This window comes from Moraxella lacunata, assembly GCF_900453205.1.
Classification (GTDB): domain Bacteria; phylum Pseudomonadota; class Gammaproteobacteria; order Pseudomonadales; family Moraxellaceae; genus Moraxella; species Moraxella lacunata_B.
This window is the reverse complement of record NZ_UGQU01000001.1, coordinates 904,744-926,131: the sequence shown is the minus strand read 5'-3', so window position 1 is coordinate 926,131 and position 21,388 is coordinate 904,744. Positions and strand designations below refer to the sequence as shown.

The 21,388-nt window shown below is 46.9% G+C and carries 17 protein-coding genes; 9 read left to right on the top strand and 8 right to left on the bottom strand.

Annotated features, from left to right (window positions below):
* Nucleotides 1-21: 21 nt before the first annotated feature.
* Nucleotides 22-372 carry an ArsC/Spx/MgsR family protein gene (locus tag DX073_RS04390; protein WP_115005892.1) on the bottom strand — a complete coding sequence of 117 codons (351 nt, stop codon included), beginning with the start codon at nt 370-372 and terminating at the stop codon, nt 22-24.
* 91 nt (nt 373-463) lie between these two features.
* Here DX073_RS04390 and leuS point away from each other — a divergent pair, with 91 nt between their 5' ends.
* From leuS to DX073_RS04355, 7 genes are all read left to right on the top strand, one after another.
* Nucleotides 464-3,055: a leucine--tRNA ligase gene (gene leuS, locus DX073_RS04385; protein WP_115005890.1), complete on the top strand. Its 2,592-nt coding sequence runs from the start codon at nt 464-466 to the stop codon at nt 3,053-3,055.
* A 66-nt stretch (nt 3,056-3,121) separates the two neighbouring features.
* Nucleotides 3,122-3,688, top strand: coding sequence for an EF-hand domain-containing protein (locus DX073_RS04380; RefSeq protein WP_181814364.1), 567 nt, complete (start codon nt 3,122-3,124; stop codon nt 3,686-3,688).
* Nucleotides 3,689-3,755: 67 nt separating this feature from the next.
* Nucleotides 3,756-4,049, top strand: a complete 294-nt coding sequence (locus tag DX073_RS04375; RefSeq protein ID WP_115005886.1) for a hypothetical protein — start codon at nt 3,756-3,758, stop codon at nt 4,047-4,049.
* Between the two features lie 17 nt (nt 4,050-4,066).
* Nucleotides 4,067-4,555, top strand: coding sequence for an LPS-assembly lipoprotein LptE (locus tag DX073_RS04370; protein ID WP_115005883.1), 489 nt, complete (start codon nt 4,067-4,069; stop codon nt 4,553-4,555).
* Between the two features lie 11 nt (nt 4,556-4,566).
* Nucleotides 4,567-5,577: a DNA polymerase III subunit delta gene (holA, locus tag DX073_RS04365; RefSeq protein ID WP_115005881.1), complete on the top strand. Its 1,011-nt coding sequence runs from the start codon at nt 4,567-4,569 to the stop codon at nt 5,575-5,577.
* Between the two features lie 423 nt (nt 5,578-6,000).
* On the top strand, nt 6,001-7,275 hold the full coding sequence (locus DX073_RS04360; RefSeq protein WP_258556868.1) for an efflux RND transporter periplasmic adaptor subunit: 1,275 nt from the start codon (nt 6,001-6,003) through the stop codon (nt 7,273-7,275).
* A 13-nt stretch (nt 7,276-7,288) separates the two neighbouring features.
* Entirely contained in the window at nt 7,289-9,277 is a 1,989-nt protein-coding gene (locus DX073_RS04355; RefSeq protein ID WP_115005879.1) for a MacB family efflux pump subunit, read from the top strand.
* A gap of 181 nt (nt 9,278-9,458) precedes the next feature.
* Here the strand turns inward: DX073_RS04355 and hemB are convergent, their stop codons facing one another.
* Nucleotides 9,459-10,466, bottom strand: a complete 1,008-nt coding sequence (gene hemB, locus DX073_RS04350) for a porphobilinogen synthase (RefSeq protein WP_115005877.1) — start codon at nt 10,464-10,466, stop codon at nt 9,459-9,461.
* Between the two features lie 83 nt (nt 10,467-10,549).
* On the opposite strand from hemB, the gene DX073_RS04345 reads away from it, so the two are divergent.
* Nucleotides 10,550-11,497, top strand: a complete 948-nt coding sequence (locus DX073_RS04345; protein ID WP_115005875.1) for a DUF4424 family protein — start codon at nt 10,550-10,552, stop codon at nt 11,495-11,497.
* 48 nt (nt 11,498-11,545) lie between these two features.
* Here the strand turns inward: DX073_RS04345 and DX073_RS04340 are convergent, their stop codons facing one another.
* The 3 genes from DX073_RS04340 to DX073_RS04330 form a co-directional block, all read right to left on the bottom strand.
* Entirely contained in the window at nt 11,546-13,669 is a 2,124-nt protein-coding gene (locus tag DX073_RS04340; RefSeq protein ID WP_115005873.1) for an NADPH-dependent 2,4-dienoyl-CoA reductase, read from the bottom strand.
* Nucleotides 13,670-13,792: 123 nt separating this feature from the next.
* Complete coding sequence (locus DX073_RS04335; protein WP_115005871.1) at nt 13,793-14,263, bottom strand: META domain-containing protein; 471 nt, start codon at nt 14,261-14,263, stop codon at nt 13,793-13,795.
* 567 nt (nt 14,264-14,830) lie between these two features.
* On the bottom strand, nt 14,831-15,316 hold the full coding sequence (locus tag DX073_RS04330) for an FKBP-type peptidyl-prolyl cis-trans isomerase (RefSeq protein WP_115005869.1): 486 nt from the start codon (nt 15,314-15,316) through the stop codon (nt 14,831-14,833).
* Nucleotides 15,317-15,601: 285 nt separating this feature from the next.
* On the opposite strand from DX073_RS04330, the gene DX073_RS04325 reads away from it, so the two are divergent.
* Complete coding sequence (locus DX073_RS04325) at nt 15,602-17,452, top strand: M61 family metallopeptidase (protein ID WP_115005867.1); 1,851 nt, start codon at nt 15,602-15,604, stop codon at nt 17,450-17,452.
* A 25-nt stretch (nt 17,453-17,477) separates the two neighbouring features.
* On the opposite strand, the gene DX073_RS04320 is transcribed toward DX073_RS04325, so the two are convergent.
* The 3 genes from DX073_RS04320 to pal form a co-directional block, all read right to left on the bottom strand.
* On the bottom strand, nt 17,478-18,092 hold the full coding sequence (locus DX073_RS04320) for a pseudouridine synthase (protein ID WP_115005865.1): 615 nt from the start codon (nt 18,090-18,092) through the stop codon (nt 17,478-17,480).
* A 99-nt stretch (nt 18,093-18,191) separates the two neighbouring features.
* Nucleotides 18,192-19,907, bottom strand: a complete 1,716-nt coding sequence (locus DX073_RS04315; protein WP_115005862.1) for an OmpA family protein — start codon at nt 19,905-19,907, stop codon at nt 18,192-18,194.
* Nucleotides 19,908-20,571: 664 nt separating this feature from the next.
* On the bottom strand, nt 20,572-21,090 hold the full coding sequence (pal, locus tag DX073_RS04310) for a peptidoglycan-associated lipoprotein Pal (protein ID WP_115005860.1): 519 nt from the start codon (nt 21,088-21,090) through the stop codon (nt 20,572-20,574).
* Nucleotides 21,091-21,388 lie beyond the last annotated feature (298 nt).

The following is a 21,388-nucleotide window of genomic DNA, read 5'->3' as shown; positions in this document are numbered from 1 at the left end:
ACCACATTCAATCAACAGGATTTAATTAAATTCCCCCGCCCACTCGCTCTCATCAAAACCAATCAGTGCCACGCCATCGCCCATTACCATCGGGCGTTTTAACACGCTTTGGTTGGCTTTGACAATCTCATACATGGCACTCGTGTCGCCACTGGTCAAGATGGCTTTGGTCTCATCGTCAAATTTGCGGTAGGTTGTGCCTTGTTTGTTGATGACTTTTTCGCCAAAGGTTGCCACAAATTTGGCGAAGTCATCTTGGCTTAATACCGACTTTTTATAATCAAAAAACTCGTGAGTTATGCCGTTTTGATTTAAAAAATCAAACGCTTTTTTCATGGTGTTACAGTTTTTTATGCTATAAATGGTCATCATGGAGGTGTCTCGCTTTACAAAATATTGGCAAATTATAACAAAAATCGGCTATAATAGCGTGTTAAATTTTTTATTTTTGAGTTAGCCCATCATGAGCCTAAACGATTACGATTTTAAAGCCATTGAACAAGCCCAGCAAGCCAAATGGCAAGCCGACAACCGCTACCACACGGACAACTTTGATAACGGCAAACCCACCCGCTATATGCTCTCCATGTTCCCCTATCCAAGCGGTAAGCTCCACATGGGACACGTTCGCAACTACGCCATTACGGACGTGTTGTCCCGCTACTACCGCCAAAAGGGTTATGATGTCATGCAACCTATGGGCTGGGACGCTTTTGGCTTGCCTGCTGAGAACGCCGCCATTGACAACGAAGTTGCCCCCCATGCGTGGACGATGTCCAATATCGAGCATATGCGTGGGCAACTAAAATCGCTAGGTCTTTCCATTGACTGGTCTCGTGAGTTCGCCACTTGCAATCCTGAGTACTATAAATGGGAGCAATGGCTATTTTTACAGCTTTACAAAAAAGGTTTGGTATATAAAAAGTTATCCACCGTAAACTGGGACCCTGTGGACAATACCGTCCTTGCCAACGAACAAGTCATAGATGGTCGTGGCTGGCGGTCGGGAGCGGTCGTTGAAAAACGTGATATTCCGATGTATTATTTTAAAATCACGGACTATGCGGACGAACTGCTTGATGATTTAAAACTCTTAGAAAACAAATGGCCAAAACAAGTCCTAACCATGCAACACAACTGGATTGGCAAAAGTCATGGCATGGAGCTGGATTTTACCTATGAGCTAGACGGTCAAGCAGACAAACTCACCGTCTTTACCACCCGTCCTGATACAATCATGGGCGTAAGCTATCTTGCGGTATCGGCAGAGCACCCGCTTGCCCAGTATGCGTCTCGCCAAAACGAAAAAATCGCCGAATTTTGCAGGTTGTGCAAACAAGGCTCGGTTGCCGAAAGTGAGCTTGCCAAAGCCGAAAAAGTGGGCATGGATACAGGGCTATTTGCCAAACACCCTGTAACGGGCGAAGATGTGGCGATTTGGGTTGCCAACTATGTCCTCATGAGCTACGGCTCGGGGGCGGTCATGGGTGTGCCTGCTCATGATGAGCGTGATTTTGAATTTGCCAAAAAGTATAATTTGCCAATCAAGCAAGTCATTGAATTTAAAGGCAAAGAATACAGTACAGACGCATGGCAAGACTGGTATGGCGACAAAAACGGCGTGTGCGTAAATTCAGGCGTACTTGACGGCATGGATAAAGACACCGCCAGTGCCAAAATTCTAGAAGTCGTGGGCGATAAGGCAAACGCCACCATTCAATACCGCCTGCGTGATTGGGGCGTGTCTCGCCAACGCTACTGGGGCTGTCCGATTCCGATGATTAACTGCGAATACTGCGGCACGGTGCCTGTGCCTGAGAGTGATTTGCCTGTGGTGCTACCTACCGATGTCGTGCCTGATGGTCGTGGCAATCCTTTAAAATCAATTCCAGAGTTTGTGAACTGCACCTGCCCAAAATGCGGACAACCTGCCGAGCGTGAGACCGATACCTTTGACACCTTTGTGGAGAGTAGTTGGTACGCCCAACGCTTTACCACGCCCCACGATGACACCCAAATGGTCGGCAGACAAGGTGCGGACAAATGGCTGTCGGTCAATCAATATGTGGGCGGTATTGAACACGCCATTTTGCACCTATTGTACGCTCGCTTTTTCCATAAAGTCATGCGTGATGAAGGCTTGGTTGGCGGTAGTGAGCCGTTTGAGTGCTTGCTCGCTCAGGGTATGGTGCTGGCAGGGACGTTTTATCGTGAAAAGGCGGACGGCTCAAAAACCTACTATTTCCCTTATGAAGTGGAAGTGCGTGGCAATGAAGCGGTGCTGATAGCGGACGGCGAGCCTGTTACCATTGGTAAAATTGAAAAAATGTCAAAGTCCAAAAACAACGGCGTGGACCCACAGACCATCATGGGCGAATACGGAGCGGACACAGTACGACTGTATACCATGTTTACCGCCCCTGCTGACCAAACGCTAGAATGGTCGGACTCCGCCCTAAAAGGTCCTTATAATTTTGTCAAAAAAGTATGGCGACTTGCCGATGAGCATTTGACTGCGATTGCAAACGTGGAGAAATCCGCCCTAGACGTGGCAAACCACAGCCTATCTAAATCCGCCAAAGCCCTACGCCGTAAGACCCATGAGACCATTGCCAAGATTGACACCGCCTTGGGCGAGCATTTGGCTCTGAACACGCCTGTATCGTCCCTTATGGAGCTTGCCAATGACATTGGGGCGTTTGATGTAGCAGACGGTGGCGATTTGGCGGTACGTCATGAAGCGATTATCACGCTTTTGACAATCCTATCGCTATACGCTCCGCACGTTGGCGAGCATTTGCTAGAAGTGTTTGGGTTTGACAGTCGTGAGCTTGCTTTCCCAACGCTTGACAAATCGGCACTGGTGAGCGACAGCATTGTCATGGCGGTGCAAGTAAATGGCAAAGTGCGTGGCGAAATCGAAGTGGCGACAGGCACGGACAACGACGCCATTAAACAAATGGCTCTATCACATGAGGGCGTTGCCAAGTTTATCACAGGCGAACCCAAAAAGGTTATCGTTGTACCCAACAAACTGGTAAGTATTGTGGTTTGATGTACCAACATAAATAGGGGGTGATAATGCTCCCTATTTTTGATGATATTTTTTGGCAGGTATTTTATGAAAAAGTTGCTTCTTACCCTAGTCTTTGCCCTATCCGCTCCCACTGCCTTTGCCTGTTCGGCAATATCGCCTGAGTTTGGGTTTGTTCATCAATTTGACAAAAACCAAGATGGTCAGTTAAGCCGTGCTGAATTCGTCAAAATAAAACAAGCTGATGATTATCAGCTGGATTTTAAACCAAACAAAAGAGCCTTCAACCGCCTTGATAAAAACAAAGACGGTCAGCTTTCACCCAATGAGTTGGCGGATAAAGTGGATTATGTGCGTCATCCTTGTGCCAACTGGGAAGAAATGATGGTAAAAATGCTAGAAGAAGAGCGAGCAAATCGCATTGAAGTGCATAAAAGCGATGGTTCTCGCCAATGTGCTGATTTTGCCATTGACCCTGAGACGATGGCAAAAGAGCTAGATGGCATTACCATTTATGACAGCCGAAAAGACCAGTTAGACCGCATGTATCCGTCTGTATGTGGTGGTGGAACGGGAAGCGTCAATGTCTTTACCATTGATAAAGCTGATTTGGAAAAGGCACAGCAGTTGGGCTTTGAGATTTTTGAAAAATAATGTGTATTTTGACAATGGACGGTAAGTTGGATACAATAAAGGCAATTTAACGTTATTTTTGTTTATTATGCCAAAAACCAAACTCTTTAGCTTATTGTCCAACATCGCCATTTTAGCCAATTTGGTCGTGGGATTTTTGCAAATTCATTGGGCGGTCATTGCCGTCTTTATCGTCATTCATGCCGTGTTGCGACTGGGCTATTTAAAGGCAGAAAGCGAAAGTGCCGTGCACGATGAAAACACCACTCAAACCAGCATTGCCCCGCCTGTCGTGCGTAATATCGCAAGCGTCATTACGGCGGTGATTTTGGCAGTGGCGATTTATTGGGTCGGTTTTGGTGTGGCGTATTTTGTGAAGTGATTTAAACAAGGACAACCATGCCAAAATTTTTAACCGCCCCAGTATTAGCCGTAGCCGTCTTATCCACCCTAACTCTATCAGGGTGCGGATTTGCCTTGCGTGGGACAGGCGAGAGCTTACAGATAGCCCCTGCTTATCAGACCGTGCAGTTAAGCCTTGACGACAGCCAAGAAAACTTGCACCTAAAACGAGCCATGACCAAGCATTTGGAGCTTATGCACCTAAACACAGGACTTAGCACCAATCAAATTCGTGTGGATAATTTACGCTTTCGCCGTTATGAATTGGTCGGCACCTTGACCGAGATTCGTCTGGTGTTAAGTGCGGACGTCAAAATCACCGTTGGCGGTAAAACCACCACCGCTCCCATGCAGGTTGAGCAAAGCTATCAATATAACGAAGCGAGCGTGGTAACACTTGACCAGCAGGGCGAAGAGAGTAGGGGCTGGCTCTATGACCAGTTGGGCGAACGCATTGCCGAGCGTTACCGAGCCATGGCACGCTAAGCGAGCAGACCGTGCAACAGCGATTTTTACCGCTTTTTCATCATCTCAAAAACGACAACACCACGCCCACACAGGGACTGTGGGTCATGCACAGTGATGAGCCACTCCTGCACCAATGGCTCATTGACGCCTGTCGCCCCCAATGGTCGGCAAACAACCAACTCATCAAACGCATGGAGCTGGCGTCTGCCAAATCGTGGCTGGACGTGGTCGCCGAGCTAAATGACTTATCGCTGTTTGGCGACAGTACTGCCTTGATAGTTACGGGTAATCATAAGCCCGATACTAAGGCAATCGCCCGCCTTGGTGCCTTTGCTGATGACGTGGCAGGCAGGCATAGTCATAATCATCTCATTTGGTGCCTGCCTAAGCAAGACAAAAAATCACTCGCCACCAAAGCCCTAAAACTCTTTGATAATCAAGGGCTTATCATTGACGGCAATGTCTATAATGAGTCAGTGCGTACTGACATTTTGACCGCCAAAGCCCAAGAGCTGGGGCTAATCCTAAGCCCTGATGCGTGGCAAATGCTCCTATCGCACACCGAACATCATCTGTTGTCGGCATATCAGACCCTGTGGCGGACGTCCTTTTTATACACGCATGGACAGATGATTGGCGTGGACGAGTTAGAACGGTCGCTTGTGGACGGGGCGGATTTTACCGTGTTTCATCTGTCGGATACCATACTTGCAGGAGATGCCCAAAAAAGCCTTGCTATTTTATATCACCTAAAACGCACCGACACCGCCCCAAGCATTGTGCTGTGGGCGATTGCCAAAGATGTAAGGCTGATTTTACAGATACAGGCAGGTAAAGCCCCAAGCGAGCTGGGCATTTGGCAGAGCAAGGCATACACCTATGAGCAGACGGCACGGCGACTGCACGGACAGGGCGGACAGTGGCTGTCCGATGTCTATGCCATTGATAAGGCAATCAAGGGCGTGAGTGATAAAGACGTGTGGCAACTGCTGACCGATTTGGTGCTGTCGGTGTGTGGGGTGGGGGCAAGGCAAGGGTAAATGGTGGGCGTGGATAATTACAAAACGTTACCAATTTACCATAAAAATTTATAAAAAATACTTAGGGTTTAATTGTTGTTTAAAACAAAAATTTTATAATGACTGTTGGGTTTTTAAAAATTGCATTGGTTGTATTTAGATTTTTAAGATGATTTTTAAGACAATTTTTAAGATAAATGTAAATTTGACAAAATTAGAAGTGAATGAATTGTTTAAAAATTAATCAAACATAGGGCAAATTGTTATTTATTCTGCAAGCCTATCATTAACCATGTCAAATTTAAAAACTTTATTTTTTTATCAATATTAATTAACCATTTACCCATTTTTAAAAATACTAATTTTTTTAAAATTAATCTCTATTCTGCTATTTTTTTTGGAAAAAACCATGTCCACCGCCAAAAAATCCAAATTCCCCCTAAAATGGCTTATCGTTGCCATTATTACCATTATACTTATTGCCCTTGCCTATTATTTTTTAAACCCAAAGAAACCCCACCGTCTTATCTGACTGCCGATGCGGTCATGGGCGATATTGAAAATACGGTCATGGCGTCAGGCAAAGTCAAGCCCATTTACAGCGTGGACGTGGGGGCTCAGGTGTCAGGGCGGATTGTCAAGCTGTATGTGGACGTGGGCGATGAAGTCAAAAAAGGCGACCTAATCGCCCAAATCAACCAAGTTGAACAAAAAAATACGGTATCGAACGCCAACGCCAATTTGCAACAAGCCGAAGCCAGCCTTGCCCAAGCCCAAGCAAACCTAGCGTCCAGTCAAGGCAATGTAGCAAGCTCAGAAGCGACCTTACAAGCACGTCTTGCTGAACTCAAAAAAGCCGAACAGTCCTTTGCTCGTTTGGAGAGCCTTTTAAAAATTGATGCAATCAGTCGCCAAGATTATGATGATGCCCAAAGTGCGGTCGAAGTCGCTCGTGCCAACGTGGACGTGGCAAGGGCAAATGTGCAAAACGCCAAAAATGACGTTGCCACCGCACAGGCAAATATCCAAAGCCAGCGAGCCAGCATTAACAAAGCCCAAAATGACCTATCCACCGCCACCGAAGATTTGAGCTATACCACCATTGTCGCTCCTATGGACGGTACGGTCGTTTCCGTTACCCAAAAAGAAGGCACAACGGTCAATGCCATGCAGTCCGCCCCGACCATTGTCACGCTTGCCGACCTTAGTCGTGTCCGCATTAACGCTCAAATCTCAGAAGCGGACGTGGTAAACGTCATGGCAGGTATGCCTGCTCGCTTCAACATCATTGGCAATACCCAGCAGCAGTTTGACACCACGCTGGCAGGGGTTGAGCCTGCTCCTGAGAACATCAGCACGACCAGTAGCACGGATTCGGCGGTGTATTATATCGGTTACTTGGACGTGGATAATGCCGAACGCAAGTTTCGCATTGACATGACCGCACAGGTCAATATCATCACCAATTCAGTCAAAAACGTACTCACCATACCGTCATCTGCCCTAAAAGGGGGTAAGGGCAAATACAGCGTGCAAGTAGTCGGAGCAGACGGCATTGCCAAGCCTGTGGACGTACAAGTGGGGCTAAACAACCGTGTCAATGCCGAAATCAAATCGGGGCTAAACGCTGGCGACAAAGTCGTGATTGGCGAAGCAAGCGGACAAGTGGGTCAAGGACAAGGTGGACAACGCCAAAACCGCCCACCGATGATGAGATGATTGGGAGAAAATCATGAAAATCCCACTCATACAAGTCAAAAATCTCGTGCGTGAGTTCCCTGCTGGCGACACCAATATTCGCATTTTGCACGGGCTTGATTTAACCCTATATCAAGGCGAAATGGTCGCTATCATCGGGCAATCAGGCTCAGGCAAATCCACGCTCATGAACATTTTGGGTTGTCTTGACAAAGCCACCAGCGGAAGCTACACCATTTTTGGTAAATCTGTGGACGACATGGATAGTGAAGAGCTTGCTAAGCTAAGACGTGAGCATTTTGGCTTTATTTTTCAGCGTTATCACTTGCTTGGCGACATCAACGCCCTTGACAATGTTACCGTCCCTGCCGTCTATGCAGGCATGAACACCACCAAAAGGCGTGAGCGAGCCACCGAGCTACTTACCCAATTAGGCTTGGGCGAAAAAACCACCAACCGCCCCAATCAGCTCTCAGGCGGACAACAGCAGCGTGTTTCTATTGCAAGGGCATTGATGAATGGGGGCGACATTATCCTAGCGGACGAGCCGACAGGGGCATTGGATAGCGGTTCTGGCAAGGAAGTGATGAACATCTTACACCGCCTAAAAGATGACGGACACACCATTATTATGGTAACGCACGACCCGAGTTTGGCAAGCCAAGCCGAGCGAGTGATTGAGCTAAAAGACGGGCATATTATTGCTGATTATTATACCGATAATACCAGAAATCAAGGGCGAGAAGAGCAAAACCTCACCCAAAACACCGCCACAAGCAAAAACACCTTCGGCTCAAAAAATGCCTTATTTGGTGTGATAGACCGCCTAAAAGAAGCCTTTAAAATGTCTATCTACGCCATGAAAGCCCACAAAATGCGAACGCTTTTAACCATGCTTGGCATCATCATTGGCATTGCCTCTGTGGTGTCCATCGTGGGGCTTGGGCAAGGCTCACAAGCCAAAATCCTAGCTGACATCAATGCCCTAGGCACCAACACCATTACCGTGATGAACGGCTATCCCTTTGGCGACCCCAGACGGCGATTTGGACGAGATAATTTGACTGTGGCGGACGCCCAAGCCGTTGCCGACCAGCCTTATGCCGTGTCGGTAAGTCCTATGGTAAACAAATCGGTCAATATCCGCTACCAAAACCAAGACACGACAGGCACAGTAACGGGCGTGGGTAAGGACTATTTGTCCGTTACGGGCGAAAAATTGGCTATGGGGCAGATGTTTGATGAAACCAGTGTCGCCACGTCCGCCCAAGATGTCATCATCGACCAAAACGCTTACAAGACCTATTTTAATAGCGAAGGCAATCCCATCGGGCAAACTTTGCTCATCGGCAACGTCCCTGCCCGTATCGTGGGCGTGTTGTCCGAAAAAACATCGTCCTTTGCCCGCACCAGTAACTCGCCCACCGTCTATCTGCCTTATACCACCGTCATGTATCGTATGCTTGGCAAAAACACCCTTGACCGCTTTGTTGTACTTATAGATGATGACACGCCGTCCGCCATTGCTGAGACTGCCATTTCTGAGCTTATCAAATCACGGCACGGCACCGACGATTTTAACATCATGAACACCGATAGCATCAAAGAAACGGTGCAATCCACCACCACCGCCATGACCATGCTCATCTCGTCCATTGCAATTATCTCGCTCATCGTGGGCGGTATTGGCGTAATGAACATCATGCTTGTGTCCGTGACCGAACGCACGAGCGAGATTGGCGTGCGTATGGCGGTTGGGGCAAGGCAGTCGGATATTTTGGGGCAGTTTTTGATAGAAGCGGTGTTGGTGTGTATCTTGGGCGGTGTCTTAGGGATTTTGCTTGCCTTTGGTGTGGGCAGTCTTGTCAATAAATTTGGGGGCGACAGCGTGGGTGTGATTTACTCGCCCCTATCTATCGTGGTCGCCTTTGTTTGCTCAACGCTCATCGGCATTGTGTTTGGCTTTTTGCCTGCTCGTAATGCGTCAAGGCTTAATCCTGTGGATGCGTTGGCTCATAACTAGCAAGACGGATAACAGAGATAAAAGAAAAGGGCGTGTGATACGCCCTTGGTAAGTCAATCACTGATACAAAGTTGAGAGTGCAGGGTGTGGGATTAAAATTATTTAACATAATCCAAATATCCTCATCATAAAATGCCACTTTAAACATCAAAAGTGGCATAAAATCACGCAATAAGCAGGATTAAATCTCGGCAAGCATTCGCCCAGCAGGTAAGGCAAAATAACTTAATACCCCATCACAGCCTGCCCGCCTAAATCCGATAAGACTCTCTAAAATGACCGCTTCGGTGAGCCAGCCATTTTGAATGGCCGCCATGTGCATGGCATACTCGCCCGAGACCTGATAGGCAAAGGTTGGTACGCCAAAGTTATCTTTGACTTCACGCACCACGTCCAGATAGGGCTGACCGGGTTTGACCATGACCATGTCCGCCCCCTCGGAGATGTCAAGGGCGACTTCATGTAAGGCTTCGGCTCGGTTGGCAGGGTTCATTTGGTATTGTTTTTTATGTCCTTTTAGGTTGCCTGATGAGCCGACCGCATCACGAAAAGGTCCATAGTAGGCGGAGGCGTATTTGGCGGAATATGCCATGATGGCAGTATTGACAAAACCCTCTGCTTCTAGGGCATCACGCATGGCACGAATGCGACCATCCATCATGTCCGATGGCGAGATGACGTCCGCCCCTGCCCGAGCGTGGGCAAGTGTTTGTTTGATGAGTGCTTCGGTAGTGATGTCGTTGACCACATAGCCTGACTCATCAATAATGCCGTCTTGACCGTGTGTGGTGTAGGGGTCTAGGGCGACATCAGTCATGACGATAAGCTCGGGGCAGGCGTCCTTGATGGCAGAGACGGCACGCACGGCAAGGGTATTGGGGTCGTAGGCATTATCGCCATTGGGGGATTTTAGGGCGGGGTCAATCACAGGAAAAATATCTACCATTCGCACGCCTGTTTCATACAGCTCTTTACAATGCTTGATAAGTAGGTCAATGGATAGCCGTTCGATATTTGGCATGCTTTTGATGGCTTGGCGTTGGTTTTGCCCTTCGATGACAAACACAGGGGCGATAAGATGGCAAGGTTGCAGATGAGTTTCGGCGACCATCTCACGAATGCCGTCCGAGACACGCAAACGACGCAAGCGAGTATGGGGAAAAGTGCGGTTAAAGGTGTAATTTGACATATTGTAGCCTTGATAAACTTGACAGAATTATTAAAAGATAGCAAGATAATTATACACCTTTTTTAGGATTATTAGGATAAATCATGAAACGTTTTAAATTTTCCCTATTGGCACTGTTATTGTCAAGTATTACAGTCCACGCCAACGACAGCACAGGCTATGTGGGCGTAGGCGGGGTGGAATACATCAAAAATCCCAATATCGCCATGAAAAGCGAGGATTTGTACATCAGTAAAGACATCATCAAAGTGGCGTATGAATTTAAAAACCTAACCAATAAAGACATTCGCCAAACGGTGCTGTTTCCCTTGCCAAAGATGAGTATTCAATATGATGGCGATTTTGCGGACACAGATGAGACACTTAACAGCTTTAAAGTGTGGGCGAATGGCAAAGCCATTACCCCAAAAATGCATGTGCGAGCCTTTTTGTATAAAGGACATGATGAGCAATCAGAGCTTGATGTAACGGATGCGTTTAGGCAATGCGGTTTTTCAGATAAAGAGATTTTGTCTGCGTATCATCATGTCAATTATGACGAAAGCTTGTCCAATATATACGCCAAAATCCGAGCGTGCAAGCACCCAACGCTATATCGTCTTATCACCGAACAAGACACGCATTGGAAGTCGCAGGCAATCTATGAATGGACGCAAACATTTAAAGCCAACGTCATTACTCGCATTGACCACAGTTATCGCCCCATGGTGGGTGGTGGGGTCTTTTTCCATGAAAGTTTAGATGGTAATTTTTGTTTGGATAAAACTACTCGGCAAAACTTGGATAAAAAATCAGGCACGCACGCTTTGTCTTATTCGGCATTGGGTTATGTGCTGACCACAGGGGCAAACTGGGCAAAACCGATTGAGCGGTTTAAACTCACTGTTGAGCGTGATAGTGATGAGATTGTGTCGTTTTGTTGGGCGGGCAAAGGCAAAGTGAAAAAGGTGGGACAGGGCAAATTTGAAGTGATTGAAACCAACTTTGTGCCAAAACAAGACATTGATGTGGCGTTTATTCGGGTTAAATAAACGGCAATCGGGTAAGTGCAGGCTTACCCGATTTTTATCAACTTGCTTTTATAAATGAATGCCAAGCAAAAACCCTTCTCTAATCGCTCGTTTGGCGTCTAGGCGCTTGGCATTTTTTGCTCCGCCAATGATGTGGTAGTGGGCTTTGGGGGTGTCGCCCAGTTTCGGCATGAGATGATTCACCGACTCTTGTCCCACGCACAGCACCACACTGTCCACACGGAGCAGTTGGGCTTGTCCGTTTACCGTTATCCATAAGCCTTCATCGGTGATTTTGTCGTACGTTGCCCCTGATATTTGGATAACGCCGGCTTGCTTGATGACTGCTTTATGTACCCAGCCGGTGGTTTTGTTAAGCCCCTTACCGAGCTTGCCTTCACTGCGTTGCAATAGATAAATCTGGCGGTGGCTTGGCGTGGGGGTAGGTTTGGCAAGTCCGCCTTTGCTGTCATAGTGTGGCTCGGGGTTTACGCCCCATTGAGCAAAAAACTCATCAGGGCTTTGGGCGGTGGGGCGATAAGTGGGGTCATGCACGTCTTTGGCAATCACGCCCCCATGTGCCAAAAATTCTGCCACGTCAAAACCGATACCGCCTGCCCCCAGTACCGCCACTCGCTCACCGGCGACCTTTTGCCCTGAGAGTAGTTCGGCATAGGTCATGACCTGTGGCAAGTCGGTGCCGTCAAATCGCACTTTGCGCGGTACAACCCCTGTGGCGATGACGATGTCGTCAAAGTTGCTATTTTTTAAAAATTCATCGCTAACATCATGATTTAATTGAACGTTTATGTTTAACTTTTCTATCATGTTGCGATAGTAGCGAATGGTCTCAAAAAATTCTTCTTTACCAGGGATAACTTTGGCAAAATTAAACTGACCGCCAAGCGTGCTGTTACGCTCAAAGATGGTTACGTCATGTCCACGCTCGCTTGCGGTAACGGCAACTGTCATGCCAGCGACACCGCCCCCGATGACAGCGATTTTTTTAGCTTTTTTGGTGGGGCGAATGTCGTATTCGCTCTCAAAACACGCTCGTGGATTGACCAAGCAAGTCGCCCTCTCGCCAGCAAAAGTGTGGTCAAGGCAGGCTTGATTACAACCGATACAGGTGTTAATCAGATGAGCATTGCCAGTTTGGGCTTTTTGCACCCACGCACTGTCCGCCAAAAAGGGGCGTGCCATTTGCACCAAATCCACTTGTCCATTTGCTAACATCGTCTCTGCTGTGTCGGGCATATTAATGCGGTTCGCCCCGATGACGGGGATATTAATGGCGTCTTTGACCGCTTGGCTAAACCGCACAAAAACCGCTCGTGGCACGCTCGTAACGATGGTCGGAATGCGGGCTTCATGCCAGCCGATACCGGTGTTAATGAGCGTTACCCCTGCCGACTCCAACCACGTGGCGAGATTAATGACGTCCGCCATGACCGCACCGTCTTCAACAAGCTCCAACATCGATAAGCGAAAACTGATGATAAAATCAGCACCAACCGCCCCACGAATCGCCTTGACGATGTCTAGGGCAAATCTGGCTCGGTTTTCTAAGCTACCGCCATAATCATCGGTGCGTTGGTTGGTGCGAGCAGATAAGAATTGGTTGATAAGATAGCCTTCGGAGCCCATGATTTCCACGCCGTCATAACCTGCTTTTTTGGCAAGTTTGGCGGTGTGGACGTAGTCGTCTATGGTTGCCTTGATGTTTTTGGCGGACATTTGGCGGGGCTTAAAGGGCGAAATGGGCGACTTGATGGGGCTTGGGGCGACCACAAAGGGCTGATAGCCATAACGTCCGCTGTGTAGGATTTGTAAGAGAATTTTGGTGTCGTGCTTATGTACCGCTCGGGTAACTCGGGCGTGATGAATGATGTCGGCGGTGCGGTTTAGCGTTCCGCCAAAGGGGGTAAGCCAGCCTTCACGGTTGGGCGAGATACCGCCTGTGATAATCAGGGCAACACCGCCCTTGGCACGCTCTTCAAAATAGCGGGCGAGCTTGCCATAATTAAAAAATCTGTCTTCAAGTCCTGTGTGCATAGACCCCATGACCATGCGGTTTTTTAGGGTGGTAAAGCCCAAATCCAGCGGACGAAAAATATGCGGATAAGGCGTGTCATCGGTGTGAGTGGCGGTGGGTTTGGCTTTAAAAAATTTGCCTTTAAAAAATGTGGTCATGGCTGTCCTTGTGCTATTGATACAAGCGATGGCTTGGTGTATTGTAGCACAAGGCGTTCTAAAGCGTGTGGTTTTGATGATAAAATGACTTAACGGTCATCTTAACATTTTGCCAATATTGAGTTATTTTACCGCTTTAAAGTATAACGCTTGACCTTGGCTGTTAGAGAGTATCAGATCGGTAGCACTGACTTTATAATGCGTGAGCGTGGGTAAGAGTTGCCCCAGTATCTGCTCTAATCTCATGTCAGGGCATGCCATGCGAGTGGACGCCACCGAGCTGATGTGTAGGGTGTCATCATGGATGTCGCTGATGCCAAACATTAGAGTGTTACACCCTGCATGACCACTGGCTTTGGCGGGGTCGGTCAAGTTAAGTGTGGCGACAGGTCTGCCTTGATAATCCACGCCTTGTACGGCGGTCAGTTGCCATTCTTGGTTAAGATGGGTTAGATGGTGTGCGGTGTCATCTGATGACCCATGAGCGACACCTGCCGTGGCTTGGGTGGTGGAATGGGTGGCTGTGCTATCAGGCAGGGCAGAGCAGGCACTTAGCAGGGTGGCGATGATAAATAGAGAAGTTAAGCGTTTCATAAAAATACCTTTGTTAGGGCGTGCCTACCATTGATAACATTTTTATAAAATAAGATGAAAACTTGACAATTTCAATCAATTTTTGCATGAAAAATGGCTATCCGACCACTTAACTGTGTGATTTTAAGATTTTTTACTTCATTTTTAAAATTAAGTGGTCGGATTGTTTTTCATCGTCAAAAACTTGTCTGATAGAATAACTATCAACCTGCGTTTTTTCCTTGAAAACGTGCGATTTTTCTCATTTTTCATTGCAAATACCAAAGGCAGGCACGCCCTAAATTTTATATTGCTAATTGATGATATTTTTGGATGGATTTGTGGGGAAAATTGCAATTTGCCCTATGTAATGTCTTGATTTTTGGGTGTTATGTTCACTCCCATACGCCCAGTTTTTAGAATTACTTGTGCGGTAATATCATTAAAGGGTGTGCTCAGCACACCCCTACAAACCCGTGGTAAATATCAAGTTGTTTGGATGTATTTTTCTTGAAAAATGCTTATTATAATCCTTTAAAAAACAAAAAACCCAAAGCAAACGTTTGGGTTTTGTAAATGATGAGCCAATCAGTGATGATGACCGCCCACACCGTGTGCATGACCGTGAGCAATCTCATCGGCAGTGGCTTCACGCACATCAATCACCTCAACGTCAAACGTCAAAGTCACGCCAGCTAGCGGATGGTTGCCGTCCACGACCACCACGTCATCATTCACGTCTTTAACAGTCACAAGCATGACATGACCGTCGTCGGTTTGTGATTGAAATTGCATGCCAACTTCGATGTTGTCAACACCTTGGAAATTTGCCCGTGGCACTTCTTGAACAGCTTCGGCAAGGTACTCACCATAAGCGTCTTCGGGGGCAACAGTGACGGTGAACTTATCGCCTGCACCTTTGCCTTCCATTTGGGCTTCAAGACCAGGGATGATGTTGTGGTGACCGTGCAAGTAGGCAAGCGGTTCGCCATTTGATTTATCAAGCACGTCGCCGTCGCTGTTGGTTAGGGTGTAGTTGAATCGTACAACGGTGTCATTTGCAATCATTGACATGAAATTTTCCTATAAAAGTGAAAAATGTTTATCAGTAAATGGGGTGTCATTACCGATAATCAAGGGCTATTATAGCAAAGTTTTGGCTAATGTTGGGCATTGGTTACAAAAATCTTTTAAAAGTCGATTAAAGCAGATTTAAATCAATTTTGTTATAATGGCGTCAGTTGATAATATGTTGTTTAACAATGTTTGTTATCTTGCATTTGCAATTTTAAAATATTTTTAAACAACAACACCAATTTTAATAACACCAATTTTGATGAGTTTAATAAGGTAAATACAATGACACACCTAAATACAACCCCTAATTTGCCAAAGACGAACAGCGAGCAGGATGTTGCCATTCATTATGTGCTTGACTTTACCCGATGTCATGAGCATTTGGTTGATGTCATCATGAGCTTTGATGTGGCGGACATTGAACGCTCTGGTGACGGGCTTAGTTTGTGGCTACCAACTTGGATAGCAGGCAGTTATTTGGTGCGTGAGTTTAGCAAGAACATCACCAAAGTCATCGCCTATGATGAGACAGGGCGGGCGTATCGGGCAAGCAAAAGTGCTAAGAACCGTTATGAATTTGCCAATATTGGGCAGGCGGGGCGGATAACGGTGCATTATGAAGTGTACTGCCATGATTTGTCGGTGCGGACGGCATTTGTCGATGACAGCCGACTGTTTGGTAATTTTACATCGCTTCTTTTGATGGTATCAAATAATGAACGGGCGTTTGCTTGTGTGCATTTGCATGTACCACAGAGCTTTTTGGTAAAAAATCAAGGCTCATCGCTCGCCTGCGGTCTGCCCCATGTCGTGCGTGAGCATGAACAGGGGGTGGGGTATTCGCTTGCCCCCAAAGAAGCCTTTGAATATTATGATTATCCCTTTGAATTTGGGGTGCAGTCGCTGTTTGACTTTACGGTGCAGGTGGCGGACAAAGGGGTGGCTCATCGCTTTTTTATCGCAGGGCGACACCGTGCTGATTTGACAAGGTTGTCGGCAGATGTACAAAAGATTTGCCAAAGCTATGCTGACCTATTGGGCGATGTGCCTTTTACTGACTATACCTTTATGACGATGGTAACGGGCAGTGATTATGGTGGGTTAGAACATATCAACTCAACCGCCCTTATCACGCCACGCACCGATTTGCCTGTGGGTGAGTCTGATGTGCCAAGCGAATCTTATCAGCGGTTTTTGGGGTTATGTAGCCATGAGTATTTTCATGCGTGGTGGGTCAAGTCGGTGCGTCCTGATGTGATGATGGACAGTGATTTACAAACAGAAGCCTACACGCCCTTGTTGTGGATATTTGAAGGTTTTACCAGTTATTTGGATGATTTGATGTTATTGGTCTCAGGCGTGATTGATAGGGCAAGTTATTTTAAGCTCATCACCGCCCAAATCAACCGCTATTACAAGACAGACGGTCGCAGACACCAAAGCGTGGCGGAGTCAAGCTTTGATACATGGATAAAGCTGTATCGCCCTGATGAGAACACCGCCAATCAGAGCGTGAGTTATTATAACAAAGGGGCGCTCGTGGCGTTGTGTTTGGATTTGAGTTTGTTAAAACATTCAGGGGGTAGATACCGCCTGTTTGATGTCGTCAAAGCCTTTTATGACAAATCCAAACAGAGCGATGATAAGCGGTTTGGCATGACCGATGATAATCTTGGTGATGTCATCGGCTCTATGATGGGGGTGGACGCATGGCAGGACTTTTATCATCGCTATGTCGTGGGCATAGATGAGTTACCCCTTGTGTCACTCACGAGTGAGTTCGGGGCGGTGCTAGACAGTCAGCAGACCCAGACGGCATGGGGCATGAGCGTGGATGAGAGTGGGGATGGTCTGAAAATCAAGCATCTACACCGTGGCAGTATCGCCAGTGGTGCAGGGCTGTCGGTGGGCGATGTCATCATCGCGATAGATGGCATTCGTGCCAGTAGCGTGGGCATAAAATCAGCACTGACCCATGCCGACAGCGTGGTGGTGCATGCCTTTCGCCGTGATGAGCTTCGTACCTTTACCGTGACCCGTGGCATACCAACACGGCATGAGAGTGTGTCGGTGCGTACGGCAGACTACCAAGAAAAAGGGTGGTTTGTTTTTGATAAATGGCTCAAATCATAGGGTGTTGGATAATAGGATTATCCAATCAGCCCCGCAGTATTCGTGTCAGCTCATCATGGCTGATATGAATACGTCTGCTTTGCCCGACAGCCAAGTCGCCAACGTGCCAGCCGAGCTTATCACTACCGATTTGTAAGCGGATGAGTCTTAGGCAAGGCAGACCGACATGGGCAGTCATGCGACGGATTTGGCGGTTTTTGCCTTCAAAGATGGTCATCACAAGCCATGCGGTGGGGATATTTTTACGCTCACGAATGGGCGGATGTCTGTCCCATACATCAATGGGTAGGTTGTCATCATCTAGGTGCAAGATATGGGCAGGCAGGGTTTTACCGTCTTTTAGGGTCACGCCTGTACGCAGGGCGTGAAGTTGGTTGTCGGTTGGGGTGTATTCTACTTGCACCAGATAAGTCTTGCCCCATGATTTGGCTTTGCCGTGCGTGGGTGGTGTGGTGATGAAATGGTTGAGCGTGCCGTTATCGGTGAGAACGAGCAGTCCTTCGCTGTCTTTGTCCAAGCGTCCTGCCACACGCAGACTTTTGTCATCAAAATAGTCGGCAAGGGTCATCATTTGGTCATGGTCTTTACGAAATTGACTGTGGACATTATAGGGTTTGTTAAACAGGACAACGGTAGGCATGAAACGGTAGGCATGATTTGGTATTCTTAAAATAAACATAAAAGCCCAGCATGACTGACATGTTGGGCTTTTATTGTACCACGGTTTTGTCAAAACCGATTATTTGTTCTTGGCAGGGGCGTCCGCTGACTCTGGTGCTGTGTCAGCAGTAGGCTCTGCTGTCTCGGCTGTCGTATCAGCAGGGGCTTCTTGTGCCTCTTGGATAGCAGTAGCAGGACTGGTCGGTGCATTACCAACAGCAGCGATTTGCTCGCCGTCTTGGATGAGTGTGAACTCAATACGACGGTTTTGGAAGCGACCTTGCTCGGTGGCGTTGGTTGCTACAGGGTGGTCAAAACTTGCTCCAAAGGTCTCCAAACGCTCATCAGGCACGCCCTTAGAAACTAGATAGTCATGAACGGCTTTGGCACGTTGCTCGGACAAAGTTTTGTTGTATTCATGTGAAGCATTGCTGTCGGTGTGACCGGTGATGGTTAGTCTGGCGTCAGGCAACTTAGCAAGTTTGGTGGCTGCTAGGCCAAGGATTTCTTTATTTTGCTCAGGAATCTCACTTGAATCATTGGCAAAGTTGATGATTTGTAGGTTCAATGCACGCACTAAGTCATCTGCGGTAGATGTGTCGGTCAGACCTGCGATGGCGTTTTTGGCGGTATTGATGCTGTCAGTCACAACGCTGTTGATGTCAAGCTGTGGCTCCGCTTCGACCACAAAGTCGGCAGGAACGAGTACTTTGGTGCCATCGATGAGTTTGGTGATGTCATCGGCGTTGGCTGCGTTAAAGCGGATGGTTTTGTCGCTGATGCTTACGCTGGCATTAGGTACGCCTTTCATGAGATTAAAGATGTCAATCAAATGCTCGCTGGCAGGGAACGTGTCTGACACACCAGAGCTGACACTCAGACGGCATGTGTCATCGGCGACACCGAACACGCCTGATAGGGCGGTGCGAATATTAGCAAAAACGCCTTCACTGCCTGCTTCGCCACGGCAAGAGTAGATGCCTTGACCTGTCTCATCGGTGGCAAAGTTAAGCGTGGCAGGAGCTAAACCTGCGACGGCACCACTGGCAGGGACGGTCTCGGCAGGGGGTGTGACAGGTGTCGCCACAGGGGCTGGCTTCTCTTGACAGCCACGCAATAAGAGCCATGCCAACCCTGCAAAAATCACCAGGCCGATGATGGGTAGTAGGGCTTTCATAAAGCTACCTTCTTCTTTTTTGATGGGCTGTACTTGACCATTTACATGGGCGGTAGCAGGGTCTGAGACTTTTTCGGTGGTTGGTGCAACTGGTGTCGTAGGTGTGCTTGTGGCATCGGCAGTAATGTCTGCCAACGACGTTGCACCCAAGGCACCAGTGCCTGTCAGTAGTCCTGCTGGCAGTAATTTTTCTGCCCAATTAGGCAAAAATCCAGCAAAATCATCTGCTTTTTCTTGCAAGAAAATGGCAAGAGAGTTTGAACCTGCTAAGGTGTTCAGTTCGTGTACGATGAGTGGTGCGGCAGCGCTGGTTAAGGCTTCTGTGGTGGTATGTGACAATCCATGCTCAGAAGCAAGCTCGTTATTTAAGGTACTCACTTGACTGGTGCCTTGCGTGTCTTGGACAACAGTATTTAGAACATGGTTGCCATCTTCGAGCTGTTCAGGAGTCAGTGCTTGCACTCGGGAGGCGATGTCGGGGTTGGCAAGATTCACGCCAAACAGCCCAAACAATTCTGTCAATGCATTTCTTTTGGCAGTGTCATCGCCACCATGCTCGCCAATCAAGGATAGGACTTTGGGGGTAACGATGGTTTGTAAATGGTCGATCAGGTTCATAAAAACTCCTTACTCATGTGTCAGTTAAAAATTGACGGATTAAATTAAAAAAGACTGATATTGATTTTAATCAAAATAATCAACATAAAAACATTCTACGTTAAAATCATCATAAATGCGATAGTGGCTTTACAAATCATTTAAAAAAGAACAATATTGCAACAATTTTATAAGAAAACCATACCATGAGTTTGTGTTAAAATTTTTAAAAATAATCTTGCTAAACGCCCAATTAAAATGAGAAATTATTAGGGTGTGCCTGTTTTTTGTATTTGCAATGGAAAATAAGATTTAGCCATTTTTCATGCAAAAATGGATTAAAGCGTTAAATTTCATCTTACTTTGTAAAAATGTTATCAATGGTGGGCACGCCCTAGTGTTATAAAGGGTAGGCACGCCCTAATTACTGGGTGTTTTTTGAGTGATAAAAGTGAATTTTTGTCTTATACGCATTAAAAATATACAGTTAAAAGATGTGCTCTACAAAATGAAAAAGTATCACGGTTTTTTGTGGTAAAATTCAATTTGGTTGACCGTAAGATGATGAAAGATAAAATTCCTTTTATAAAAACATAAAAAGTGCCACAAAAACCAAACCACCAAATCCAAGCCATAAATAAACCCAAATCACAAGATTTGGGTTTATTTTATAAAGCTGATTGAATTAGTAGCTTAGTTCGGCACGGCGGTTTTGAGCCCATGATGCTTCGTTTGAGCCTGTGGCGACAGGTTGCTCTTCACCAAAACTTAGAATCTCTACATTGGCAGTGTTCACGCCTTTGCTGGCAAGATAGCTACGAACGGCAGCGGCACGACGCTCGCCCAAGCTCATGTTGTATTCACGAGTGCCACGCTCATCGGTATGACCTGCGATTTGCACGCGTGCACCTTGATTGGCGTTCAAGAATTGGGCTTGTTGGTCTAGGATGGCAGCAGCATCGGCACGGATGGCGTCAGAGTCAAAGTCAAAATGCACCACGCCTTGCATGTTGCGAGCGGCGTTTTGGATGGCATCTGAGTTATTGACCAAAGCACCGCCAGTATAGCCACCATTAGCACCGTAACCACCTAGGGGGGCAACAATTACTTGTGATTTTGGCTTTTTGCTGGCACAGCCTGTCACCATAAGGGTGCTGGCAGTCAAAGCCAATACAAGGGCTTTTGAGATTTTAGAAGTAAGCATAAATGCTCCTTAATTGAAGAATTATAAAACTATTTTGACGATTGTACCATTTTACCACAGTTTGCTACTTAATGACAATTTGCAAAATCATGTGAGAAAATCATGCTCTATAATGACAAAATTTGATGGGCTTAGCAAGTCATTTTAGGGTTGTTTTTGGGGTATTTGGGCGGAAAAGTTGGCTGTTTTTGGGGTTTTTTGATAAGCGATGGCAAAATAAATGACCATATTGGTGATTTTGGGGGTGAGACGGTCTTTTTTTCATGGTAAAAATTTGATAGTATGGCGTGTTAATTTA

Coding starts and splice junctions, on each gene's coding strand:
- DX073_RS04360 (WP_258556868.1), top strand. CDS start 6,001: ATGGCTTATCGTTGCCATTATTACCATTATACTTATTGCCCTTGCCTA.
- DX073_RS04390 (WP_115005892.1), bottom strand. CDS start 372: ATGATGACCATTTATAGCATAAAAAACTGTAACACCATGAAAAAAGCG.
- DX073_RS04345 (WP_115005875.1), top strand. CDS start 10,550: ATGAAACGTTTTAAATTTTCCCTATTGGCACTGTTATTGTCAAGTATT.
- DX073_RS04335 (WP_115005871.1), bottom strand. CDS start 14,263: ATGAAACGCTTAACTTCTCTATTTATCATCGCCACCCTGCTAAGTGCC.
- DX073_RS04380 (WP_181814364.1), top strand. CDS start 3,122: ATGAAAAAGTTGCTTCTTACCCTAGTCTTTGCCCTATCCGCTCCCACT.
- hemB (WP_115005877.1), bottom strand. CDS start 10,466: ATGTCAAATTACACCTTTAACCGCACTTTTCCCCATACTCGCTTGCGT.
- DX073_RS04325 (WP_115005867.1), top strand. CDS start 15,602: ATGACACACCTAAATACAACCCCTAATTTGCCAAAGACGAACAGCGAG.
- DX073_RS04355 (WP_115005879.1), top strand. CDS start 7,289: ATGAAAATCCCACTCATACAAGTCAAAAATCTCGTGCGTGAGTTCCCT.
- DX073_RS04370 (WP_115005883.1), top strand. CDS start 4,067: ATGCCAAAATTTTTAACCGCCCCAGTATTAGCCGTAGCCGTCTTATCC.
- pal (WP_115005860.1), bottom strand. CDS start 21,090: ATGCTTACTTCTAAAATCTCAAAAGCCCTTGTATTGGCTTTGACTGCC.
- DX073_RS04375 (WP_115005886.1), top strand. CDS start 3,756: ATGCCAAAAACCAAACTCTTTAGCTTATTGTCCAACATCGCCATTTTA.
- DX073_RS04330 (WP_115005869.1), bottom strand. CDS start 15,316: ATGTCAATGATTGCAAATGACACCGTTGTACGATTCAACTACACCCTA.
- leuS (WP_115005890.1), top strand. CDS start 464: ATGAGCCTAAACGATTACGATTTTAAAGCCATTGAACAAGCCCAGCAA.
- DX073_RS04320 (WP_115005865.1), bottom strand. CDS start 18,092: ATGCCTACCGTTGTCCTGTTTAACAAACCCTATAATGTCCACAGTCAA.
- DX073_RS04315 (WP_115005862.1), bottom strand. CDS start 19,907: ATGAACCTGATCGACCATTTACAAACCATCGTTACCCCCAAAGTCCTA.
- DX073_RS04340 (WP_115005873.1), bottom strand. CDS start 13,669: ATGACCACATTTTTTAAAGGCAAATTTTTTAAAGCCAAACCCACCGCC.